The sequence below is a fragment of the Streptomyces pseudogriseolus genome (genome assembly GCA_002154585.1).
GTDB classification, from domain to species: domain Bacteria; phylum Actinomycetota; class Actinomycetes; order Streptomycetales; family Streptomycetaceae; genus Streptomyces; species Streptomyces pseudogriseolus.
Window position 1 is genome coordinate 1 of sequence record MUNG01000427.1, and the last position, 9,018, is coordinate 9,018.

The window sequence follows — 9,018 nt, forward strand, 5'->3', positions numbered from 1 at the left end:
TGGCGTCCGCGCCGGCGGGTGGTGCCTCACGTGCCGGACCGGCGGCTTCCGGCCCGGCGGGTCGAACTCCCGGTGCCGATACGGCTGGCGGCCGTCCGGCACGGTGGTGCTGTGCGCGTCGGCAACGGTCTGGCGTCCGCGCCGGCGGGTGGTGCCTCGCGTGCCGGTACGGCTGGCTGTCGCACCGGCGTTGTGCCTTGCGCGCGGAAGCGGAGTGGCATCCGCGTCCGCGGTCGTGCCTCACGTGCCGGTACGGCTGGCTGTCGCACCGGCGTTGTGCCTTGCGCGCGGAAGCGGAGTGGCATCCGCGTCCGCGGTCGTGCCTCACGTGCCGGTACGGCTGGCTGTCGCACCGGCGTTGTGCCTTGCGCGCCGGTGCGGGCATCCCGTGCCGACGGGTGGTGCAGTTCGGGACGGTGCGGGCGGGCCCGCGCCGGGTGGTGCCTGAGCCGGTGCGGGCGGGCCCGTACCGGGTGGTGCTGGGGGCGGTGCGGGCTGGCCCGCGCCGGGGTGGTGCTAGTGGGCGCCGGGGTGGCCTGGGCCGTGCCGGCGTCCGGCTATGCGGGGGAGAACAGGTGGTCGCTGATCAGGCGGGCCGCGCCGATGACTCCGGCGGTGGGGCCCAACTCGCCCAGGACGATGGGCAGGTTGCCCGTCGCCAAGGGCAGCGACCCCCGGTAGACCTGGGTGCGGATCGCGGCGAGCAGGGTGTGGCCGAGGCCGGTCACCCCGCCGCCGATCACCACGAGACCCGGGTTGAAGAAGCTGACCAGGCCGGCGATGACCTGCCCGGTGCGGTTGCCGCCTTCGCGGATCAGGTCGAGGGCGGTGGCGTCACCGGCGGCCGCCGCGGCGGCGACGTCGACGGCACTGAGCGTGCCGTTCGCCTCCAGCCGGGTGGCGAGTTCGGGCGAGAGCCGCTGTTCGGCGGCCTCCGTCGCGTCCCGGGCGAGGGCCGCGCCGGAGAAGTGCGCCTCCAGGCAGCCCCGGTTGCCGCAGGCGCACGGGCGTCCGTCGGGCACGGCCTGGATGTGCCCGATGTCGCCCGCGCTGCCCGTCGTGCCGCGGTACACCTCACCGCCGACGACGATGCCGCAGCCGATGCCGGTGCCGATCTTGACGCAGAGGAAGTCGGCGACGGTGCGGGCGACGCCCGCGTGCTGCTCCCCCAGTGCCATGAGGTTCACGTCGTTGTCGACCATGACCGGGCAGCCGAGCTCCTGGCTGAGCGCCTCCCGCACGGGGAAACCGTCCCAGCCCGGCATGATCGGCGGTGCCACCGGGATGCCCTCGGGGAAGCGGACCGGTCCGGGGACGCCGATGCCGGCGCCGTCGAACCCCTCCGCGAGCCCGGTGGCCCTCAGCTTGGCGGCCATGGCCAGCACCTGCTCGAAGACCGCGACCGGTCCCTCGCGCACGTCCATCGGCTGGTTGATGTGCCCGAGGATCTCCAGCTCGGCGTTGGTGACGGCGACGTCGACCGAGGTCGCGCCGATGTCGACGCCGAGGAAGCGCAGGTGCGGGTTGAGCCGGATGTTGTGGGAGCGGCGGCCGCCGCGCGAGGCGGCGAGTCCGTCGGCCACGACGAGTTCCGTCTCCAGCAGCCGGTCCACCTCCACGGCCAGCTTCGACCGGGACAGGTCGACCTGGTCGCCCAGCTGGGCACGGGAGTTGGGTCCGCCGTCGCGCAGCAGCCTGAGCAGTCGTGCCTGATGGGCGTTCGCGGGTCGCGCAGTCATGCGTCTCACGAGCCCCTCCCCGCCTCATCGGCTGTGCGCGCCGGATTCCGGCCACGTGTGTGGCGTGCTTTCGGATGGGAAAGTAGCAGCGCTTGCCGGAGGTGGGAAGAAGTCGCGCAGGAATTGGCCCCTACTTTTTCCACTCTCAGGACAAAGGCGGGGCGCGGGGCACGGGACGACCCCGCTCAGTCCGGGCGAAACCCCCCTCAGTTGTCGCCGCGCGCGTGGTACGACCGCCGCGTGTGCTCGGTGTGTTCGCGCATCAGCCGTGTGGCCGACTGCTCGTCCCGCGCGGCGATCGCGGCGATCATCTCCCGGTGCTCGATCCAGGACTGCTCGCCGCGCTGCCGGGCGACCGGCGTGTAGTACCAGCGCACCCGCCGGTCCACCTGGGCGGCCAGCTCGGCGAGGACCGCGTTGCCCGCGAGCTCCATCACCTTGGCGTGGAAACGGGCGTTGAGCGCCACGGCGGCGTCCACGTCGTCCGCCTCGACGGCCTTGAGCCCCTCGGCGAGGATCCTCTCCAGCGCCTGGACACCCTTGCTGTCGGCGTTGCTCGCGGCCAGCCGGGCCGCCTCCGCCTCCAGCAGCGTGCGGACGGTGAGGAGCTGGTCGGCCTCCTCCTCCGTCGGCTCGTGCACGAACGCGCCCTGTGCGGGCCGCAGATCGACCCACCCCTCGGTGTTGAGACGCTGGAGCGCCTCACGCACCGGCTGACGGGAGACGCCGAGGTGGCCGGCGAGTTCGCTCTCGACGAGGTGCTGGCCCGGCTGGAGGGCGCGGGTGGTGATGAGCTCGAGCAGTGCCTCGTAGACGCGGTCGCGCAGCGGGCCCGGGCGCTCGAGCCGGGGCACCGCCCCGTGGGGCAGTCCTGTCGACAACATCGGTCCCCCTCTTCGGCGGCGCCGCGCGTCCGTCATGCACGCCGGTGACACCGCAGACGTCCTGGGTGATTGTCTTTCGTCTACAGTCTACGGCGCACCGCCGCACCCCGTTCGGGTTGCCCTCGTCACACCCCGCCCTCGCCGCTCCCCCACCACCGGGAGCCGCTCACGGGCACCGCACGACCTGCCCCGCGTACGACAGGTTGCCGCCGAAGCCGAACAGCAGTACCGGGTCCCCGGCCGACACCGCGCCCTGCTCGACGAGTTTGGAGAAGGCGAGGGGGATGCTCGCGGCCGAGGTGTTGCCGGAGTCGACGACGTCCCGGGCGACGACGGCGTTGACGGCGCCGATCCGGCGCGCGAGGGGTTCCACGATCCGCAGGTTGGCCTGGTGCAGCACGACCGCGGCGAGGTCCGCGGGCGTCAGCCCGGCCTTCTCGCAGGCCCGGCGGGCGAATGCGGGCAGCCGGGTGGTCGCCCAGCGGTAGACGCTCTGCCCCTCCTGCGCGAACCGCGGCGGGGTCCCCTCGATGCGCACCGCGTTGCCCATCTCCGGCACCGACCCCCACAGCACCGGACCGATGCCGCTCTCCGTGCCGGGAGCCGCCGCCTCCACCACGGCCGCGCCCGCCCCGTCGCCGACCAGGACGCAGGTGGTGCGGTCGGTCCAGTCGGTGACGTCGGACATCTTGTCGGCGCCGACGACCAGCACCCGGTGCGCCCCGCCGGCCCGCACGGCGTGGTCGGCGGTGGCGAGGGCGTGGGTGAAGCCGGCGCACACCACGTTGACGTCCATGACGGCGGGGCCGGGCATGCCGAGGCGGGCGGCGACCCGGGCGGCCATGTTGGGCGAGCGGTCGATCGCGGTGGACGTGGCGACCAGGACCAGGTCGATCTCGTCGGGCGTCCGGCCGGCCGCGGCGAGGGCCTTGGCGGCGGCATGCGCGGCCAGTTCGTCGACGGGTTCGTCGGATCCGGCGATGTGACGGGTGCGGATGCCCACCCGGCTCGTGATCCACGCGTCACTGGTGTCGACCATGCTCGCCAGGTCCTCGTTGGTCAGGACCCGGGCGGGCTGGTAGTGGCCGAGGGCGGTGATGCGCGAGCCGCTCATGGTGATCCCCTTGCGATCCGGTTGCGGGATGCACCAGTCTGATCAGTGACTCACGGGTACGAGCGCAGGTGAAGCGACAGGAAACGTGCGCGAGCCTTGTCGCCTTCCGTCAGCGCCCGGAAGGCCCCGCCGGGCGTCCCCCGTCCCGCCTCGTGCGCACGGCCCGTGGGGACACGGACCGTGCGCGCCTCCGGGTCACCCCGTGAACAGCTGCGTGGCCTTCCGCACCAGCTCGTACAGGCCGTAGGCGAGCGGGAGGCCCACCCACAGCCAGGCGAAGGCGATCAGCGCGCGGCGCGAGGGCTCAGGCTGACTCGGGCTGCTCTCGCCGGTCATCGGCGGCCTCCTTCGGTGTCCCGGCCGCCGCGTCGGCGGTGGTCGGCTCGTGGTGACGCGGGTGGACGGGGCGGACCAGTTCGTTGGCGACGAAGCCGACGGCCAGCAGCCCGATCATGATCACGAGGGAGACGCCGTACAGGGACGGGCCGTGCTTGCCGGCCTCCTCCTGCCGGTCGGCCACCCAGTTGACGATGAGCGGGCCGAGGACGCCGGCGGTGGACCAGGCGGTGAGCAGCCGGCCGTGGATGGCGCCCACCTGGTAGGTGCCGAAGAGGTCCTTGAGGTAGGCGGGGACCGTGGCGAAGCCGCCGCCGTAGAAGGAGAGGATGACCAGCGCGGCCAGTACGAACAGCGGCTTGGACGAGTCGCCGAGCGACCAGATGAGGGCGTACATCAGCGCGCCGACGCCGAGGTAGACGCGGTAGATGTTCTTCCGGCCGATGAGGTCGGAGGTGGTGGACCAGCCGATGCGTCCCGCCATGTTGGCGGCGGACAGCAGGGCGACGAACCCGGCGGCGGCCGTGGCGGACACCGGCGCGGAGGTGTCCGCGAAGAAGTCCGTGATCATCGGCGCGGCCTTCTCCAGGATGCCGATGCCGGCGGTGACGTTCATGCAGAGCACGAGCCACAGCAGCCAGAACTGCGGGGTGCGCACGGCGGACCGGGCGGACACCTGCGGCCCCGCGGTGACGGCGGGCGCGCCGGCCGCCGGGCGGGCGGTGGGCGGCACCCGCACCAGGAGCACGCCGAGCAGCATGAAGACGGCGTACGTCAGCCCGTGCACCAGGAAGGCGTAGGCGATGCCGACGTTGTCGGTGCCGAAGGAGTCGAGCATCTGCGCCGACCAGGGGGAGGCGATCAGCGCGCCGCCGCCGAAGCCCATGATGGCGATGCCGGTGGCCATGCCGGGCCGGTCCGGGAACCACTTGATGAGCGTGGAGACGGGCGAGATGTAGCCGATGCCCAGGCCGATGCCGCCGACGAAGCCGTAGCCGAACACGATCAGCCAGTACTGCTCGGTGGCCGCGCCCAGCGCGGAGAGCAGGAAGCCGGAGGAGAAGCAGATCAGGGCGACGGTCATCGCCCAGCGCGGGCCCCGGCGTTCGACGAGGGTGCCGCCGAACGCGGCGGACAGGCCGAGCATGACGATGCCGAGCTGGAAGGGCAGCGCGCTCTGGGTGCCGCTGAGGTCGAGCGCGGACTCCAGCGGCGGCTTGAACACGCTCCACGCGTAGGCCTGGCCGATGGAGAGGTGTACGGCGAGCGCGGCGGGCGGGACGAGCCAGCGGCTCCAGCCCGGCGGTGCGACGGGGGGACTCATGAGTCCCCAACCGTAGGGAGCGACTCGCCCCTTGAGAAGACTGTTGAGCGGACAACCACCGGTACTGCACAAAGCCTTGTCGCCCTTGCCTCCATACTGTAGACAATATTTCGTCGACAGAGATTCGGCGATTCCCGGTTCTTCGGTATCCCTCGACCGGACGGAGCTCCCTTCGCCATGAAAGTCGCAGTCCTCGGCGCCGGCGCGATCGGCGCCTACGTGGGCGCCGCGCTCCACCGCGCGGGCGCCGACGTGCATCTCATCGCCCGTGGACCGCATCTCGCGGCCATGAGGCAGGACGGAGTCCGGGTGCGCAGCCCGCGCGGCGACTTCACCGCGCGTCCCCACGCCACCGACGACCCGGCCGAGGTCGGCCCCGCCGACTACGTGTTCCTGGGTCTGAAGGCCAACTCGTACGCGGCGTGCGGGCCGCTGATCGAGCCGCTGCTGCACGACGGGACGGCCGTGGTGGCCGCCCAGAACGGCATTCCCTGGTGGTACTTCCACCGGCACGGCGGCCCGTACGACGGACGCCGGCTGGAGAGCGTGGACCCCGGCGGCGCGGTCAGTGCGGTGCTCGCGCCCGAACGGGCCGTCGGCTGCGTGGTGTACGCGGCCACCGAACTCGAACGGCCCGGTGTCGTCCGCCATGTGGAAGGCACCCGCTTCTCGATCGGCGAACCCGACCGCGGTGTCTCCGCGCGCTGTCTCGCCCTGAGCGAGGCGATGCGGGCGGGCGGACTGAAGTGCCCGGTCGAGCCGGACCTGCGCAACGACATCTGGCTCAAGCTGCTGGGCAACATCTCCTTCAACCCGATCAGCGCCCTGGTACGGGCCACCATGCGGCAGATGTGCCTGCACGGCGGCACCCGCCAGGTGATCGAGACGATGATGGCCGAGACCCTGGCCGTCGCCCGCGCGCTCGGCTGCGAGGTCGGCGTCTCCATCGAACGGCGGCTGGCCGGCGCCGAGAAGGTCGGCGACCACCGCACGTCCACGCTCCAGGACCTGGAGCGCGGCAAGCCGCTGGAGCTCAACGTGCTGCTCGCGGCCGTGGTCGAGCTGGCGGAGATCACCGGCGTCCCCGTGCCCACCCTGCGCACCGTGCACGCCCTGTCCGACCTGCTCGCGCTGAGGAGCGCCGCATGAGGAAACGCGACCGGACCCCGAAGACCTACACCCGCCTCACCCACCCCCTCGTCCGCGACTCCCGGGACGAGCCGTTCCGCAGGGCCACCTGGGACGAGGCCCTCGACCGCACCGCGCGTGAACTCGGCGCGGCACGCGGCGCGTTCGGCATGTTCTCCTGCTCCCGCGCCACCAACGAGATGAACTACGTGGCGCAGAAGTTCGCCCGGGTCGTCATGGGCACCAACAACGTCGACTCCTGCAACCGCACCTGCCACGCGCCGTCGGTTGCCGGGCTGTCCGCCGCGTTCGGCTCGGGCGGCGGCACCTCGTCGTACGAGGAGGTGGAGCACACCGACGTCGTCGTGATGTGGGGCTCCAACGCCCGTTTCGCGCACCCGATCTTCTTCCAGCACGTCCTCAAGGGCATCCGTAACGGCGCCCGGATGTACGCGGTCGACCCGCGCCGGACGTCCACCGCCGAGTGGGCGGAGAGCTGGCTCGGGCTGAACGTCGGCACCGACATCGCGATGGCCCACGCGATCGGCCGCGAGATCATCCACGCGGGCCTGGTCAACGAGGCGTTCGTGCGGCGCGCCACCACCGGCTTCGAGGAGTACCGACACCTCGTCGAGCCCTGGACGCTGTCCCTCGCCGCGAAGGTGACCGGCGTCCCCGCCCCCGCGATACGGGAGCTGGCGCACGCCTACGCCCGCGCCGAACGCGCGCAGCTGTGCTGGACCTTGGGCATCACCGAGCACCACAACGGCACCGACAACGTGCGCGCCCTGATCAATCTCGCCCTGCTGACCGGGCACGTCGGCCGCTACGGCTCGGGGCTCCAGCCGCTGCGCGGGCAGAACAACGTGCAGGGCGGCGGCGACATGGGCGCGATCCCCAACCGGCTGCCCGGCTTCCAGGACCTCCTCGACGCGGGCGTGCGCGCCACGTTCGAGGCCGCCTGGGACACCGTCATCCCGCCCCGGTACGGCATGACCCTGACGGAGATGTTCGAGGCGATGGAGGACCGGTCGCTGCGCGCCGTGTACTGCATCGGCGAGAACCCGGCCCAGTCGGAGGCGGACAGCGAGCAGGCCGTGCGCCGGCTGAAGGAGCTGGACTTCCTGGTGGTCCAGGACATCTTCCTGACGAAGACGGCGGAACTGGCCGACGTGGTGCTGCCCGCGACCGCCGGCTGGGCCGAGACCGAGGGCACCACCACCAACAGCGAACGCCGGGTGCAGCGCGTGCGCCGGGCCGTGACACCGCCGGGCGAGGCCCGCGAGGACATCGACATCCTCTGCGACCTCGCCGGACGCCTCGGCCACGACTGGAAGTACGACGGCGCCGAGGCGGTGTGGAACGAGCTGCGCGCGGTCTCCCCCGACCACCACGGCATGACCTACGAGCGCCTGGAGGAGCACCAGGGCATCCAGTGGCCGTGCCCGAGCACCGACCGGCTCGAACCGCCGTACCTGCACGGCCGGTTGTGGGAGACGGACCCCGGACGCCGGGGCCGTCCGGCGCCGTTCGGGATCGTGCAGCACGACCCGCCGGTGGACCTCACCGACGAGCACTACCCGGTGCGGCTCACCACGGGACGCCGCCTCGACTCCTACAACACCGGGGTGCAGAGCGGCAGTTTCGCCTCCCCGCTGCGGCGCGGCGAGTACGTCGAGCTGAGCCCGGAGGACGCCGAGCGGTACGGGGTCGTGGTGGGCGAGGAGGTGCTCGTGACCTCGCGCCGCGGGTCCGTGCGGGCGCCGGTGTGGGTGGACCCCGCGCTGCGGCCGGGGCTCGCGTTCATGACGTTCCACTTTCCCGACGAGGTGGACACCAACCAGCTGACGATCGAGGCGAACTGCCCGATCGCGGGGACGGCGGAGTTCAAGGCGTCGGCGATCCGGATCGAGAAGGTGAGCACCCATGGATCTGCACTTCGGTGACAGCAAGCCGACGGACGAGGAGCGCGCCGCCGTCGACACCCTGCTCGGGCCGCCCGAGTCGTCCTGGGAGGGCGCCGACCGCTCCGACGCGGACCTGAGGTGGGCGCGCGGCGGACGGGCGGCGCGCGAACGCCGCGATCTGCTGCTGCCGGGGCTGCACGCGCTCAACGACCGGGTCGGCTGGATCAGCGAGGGCGGTCTCGGCTACCTGTGCCGCCGGCTGACGGTCCCTCCGGCGGAGGCGTACGGCGTCGCCACCTTCTACGCGATGTTCTCCGTCCGCCCGCGCCCGGCGACGGTGCTGCACGTGTGCACGGACCTGGCCTGCACGGCGGCGGGCGCGCCGAAACTGTGCGAGTCGGTGGAGGCCCGCCTGGGCCCGGAATCCGGCGTCAAGGTGGAACGCAGCCCGTGCCTGGGCCTGTGCGAAAGGGCCCCGGCGGCCCTGGTGATCCGGGCAGGCGAATCAGCCCGTCTGGGGGTACCCCCTCTGGGGGAGCTCGAGGACGAGGCCCGCCAGGGCCGAAAGGGGGGTCTGGGGGCGCAG

General features: G+C 72.5%; 8 protein-coding genes. 3 read left to right on the forward strand and 5 right to left on the reverse strand.

From position 1 onward, the window contains the following. Window positions 1–557: 557 nt before the first annotated feature. From CCN29_RS29800 to CCN29_RS29815, 5 genes are all read right to left on the reverse strand, one after another. A complete protein-coding gene (locus CCN29_RS29800) occupies window positions 558–1,739 on the reverse strand; it encodes an ROK family protein (RefSeq protein WP_031017818.1) in 1,182 nt (393 codons plus the stop codon). Between the two features lie 206 nt (window positions 1,740–1,945). Then, entirely contained in the window at window positions 1,946–2,623 is a 678-nt protein-coding gene (locus tag CCN29_RS29805) for a GntR family transcriptional regulator (protein WP_086685652.1), read from the reverse strand. A 166-nt stretch (window positions 2,624–2,789) separates the two neighbouring features. Then, window positions 2,790–3,737, reverse strand: a complete 948-nt coding sequence (locus CCN29_RS29810; RefSeq protein ID WP_006130625.1) for a beta-ketoacyl-ACP synthase III — start codon at window positions 3,735–3,737, stop codon at window positions 2,790–2,792. A gap of 195 nt (window positions 3,738–3,932) precedes the next feature. Further along, window positions 3,933–4,073 carry an MFS transporter small subunit gene (locus CCN29_RS36375; RefSeq protein WP_006130624.1) on the reverse strand — a complete coding sequence of 47 codons (141 nt, stop codon included), beginning with the start codon at window positions 4,071–4,073 and terminating at the stop codon, window positions 3,933–3,935. Beyond that, entirely contained in the window at window positions 4,042–5,397 is a 1,356-nt protein-coding gene (locus CCN29_RS29815) for an OFA family MFS transporter (RefSeq protein ID WP_006130623.1), read from the reverse strand. Before CCN29_RS29815 ends, CCN29_RS36375 begins: the two co-directional genes overlap by 32 nt. A 177-nt stretch (window positions 5,398–5,574) precedes the next feature. Here CCN29_RS29815 and CCN29_RS29820 point away from each other — a divergent pair, with 177 nt between their 5' ends. The 3 genes from CCN29_RS29820 to CCN29_RS29830 form a co-directional block, all read left to right on the forward strand. Continuing rightward, the gene (locus CCN29_RS29820) at window positions 5,575–6,546 is read left to right on the forward strand and encodes a 2-dehydropantoate 2-reductase (RefSeq protein ID WP_086685654.1); all 972 of its coding nucleotides are present in this window, start codon (window positions 5,575–5,577) and stop codon (window positions 6,544–6,546) included. Then, window positions 6,543–8,471 carry a molybdopterin oxidoreductase family protein gene (locus tag CCN29_RS29825; protein WP_086685656.1) on the forward strand — a complete coding sequence of 643 codons (1,929 nt, stop codon included), beginning with the start codon at window positions 6,543–6,545 and terminating at the stop codon, window positions 8,469–8,471. Before CCN29_RS29820 ends, CCN29_RS29825 begins: the two co-directional genes overlap by 4 nt. Then, the coding region (locus tag CCN29_RS29830; RefSeq protein WP_442538560.1) for an NADH-quinone oxidoreductase subunit NuoE family protein at window positions 8,452–9,018 on the forward strand (567 nt) is incomplete at its 3' end. The genes CCN29_RS29825 and CCN29_RS29830, both read left to right, overlap by 20 nt.

What these genes read in the sequence shown, in the direction of transcription:
- CCN29_RS29800 (WP_031017818.1), bottom strand. Translation starts at nt 1,739, where the DNA reads ATGACTGCGCGACCCGCGAACGCCCATCAGGCACGACTGCTCAGGCTG.
- CCN29_RS29805 (WP_086685652.1), bottom strand. Translation starts at nt 2,623, where the DNA reads ATGTTGTCGACAGGACTGCCCCACGGGGCGGTGCCCCGGCTCGAGCGC.
- CCN29_RS29810 (WP_006130625.1), bottom strand. Translation starts at nt 3,737, where the DNA reads ATGAGCGGCTCGCGCATCACCGCCCTCGGCCACTACCAGCCCGCCCGG.
- CCN29_RS36375 (WP_006130624.1), bottom strand. Translation starts at nt 4,073, where the DNA reads ATGACCGGCGAGAGCAGCCCGAGTCAGCCTGAGCCCTCGCGCCGCGCG.
- CCN29_RS29815 (WP_006130623.1), bottom strand. Translation starts at nt 5,397, where the DNA reads ATGAGTCCCCCCGTCGCACCGCCGGGCTGGAGCCGCTGGCTCGTCCCG.
- CCN29_RS29820 (WP_086685654.1), top strand. Translation starts at nt 5,575, where the DNA reads ATGAAAGTCGCAGTCCTCGGCGCCGGCGCGATCGGCGCCTACGTGGGC.
- CCN29_RS29825 (WP_086685656.1), top strand. Translation starts at nt 6,543, where the DNA reads ATGAGGAAACGCGACCGGACCCCGAAGACCTACACCCGCCTCACCCAC.